2 pseudogenes are annotated in these 764 nt (G+C 42.1%); one reads left to right on the forward strand and one right to left on the reverse strand.

Going from position 1 to position 764, the window contains the following annotated elements:
- Positions 1 to 99 precede the first annotated feature (99 nt).
- Positions 100 to 588: pseudogene (locus CIK04_RS25060) on the forward strand (type IV pilin protein).
- A gap of 15 nt (positions 589 to 603) precedes the next feature.
- Here the strand turns inward: CIK04_RS25060 and CIK04_RS25065 are convergent.
- Positions 604 to 764 (reverse strand): annotated as a pseudogene (locus CIK04_RS25065) (molecular chaperone DnaJ); the annotation flags it as partial.

Raw genomic sequence — 764 nt, forward strand, 5'->3', positions numbered from 1 at the left:
CCAAATTCCTATGTAATCTATTGCTAAGCAACAATTCAACTTGCACCAATGCTAGCACCATAGAAAAATAGGAGGAAAATCAACGAGGAAGTGTTCGTGATGATTCGAAATTTTCCCTGCAAACACTACAAAAAACACTCATCATGGTATGACATTGATCGAATTATTAATCGCCGTAGTCATCGTAGGGGTATTGGCAAGCATCAGCTACCCAAGCTACAACAATTATGCTGATCGAGTCGCATAGAACAGTAGCCAAAGCAGATATGGCAAAAATTCGTTGAAGTTTGGGACGATAGCTACAATGGTGGTTATCAATGGACGCAAATCCTATCCGGCAGTACTTGCCTGATATGCGAGTCTCTCTCGGAAAGATATACATTTTCTGTTGCCAGTTCAGCATCCGCTGCATACACCATCACAGCGACTGCACAAACCACTAAAGGGCAAAACAACGATCCATGCCTAGCCAATGAAACGATAAAAAAAAATGACGCTCAACTCACCAATCAAGCGAAAACCAGCGGACTTGTTGGTAGTAAAACAAAAAGCCCGTTTGGCATCACCAGACGGGCTTTGTCGTACTGAATTCTTATCACATGACTAGCTGGTCAAATCGTCAAAGAACTTCTTCACTCCATTAAAGAAACCTTCTGATTTTGGCTTATGCGTTGGTGGCAGCTCACCACAGCAAGACATCTTTCAAACTCTTTCAGTAACTTCTTTTTGACGTGAACTCAAGTTAACTGGCGTCTCAACCACAA

The sequence above is a fragment of the Vibrio sp. 03_296 genome, assembly GCF_002265885.1.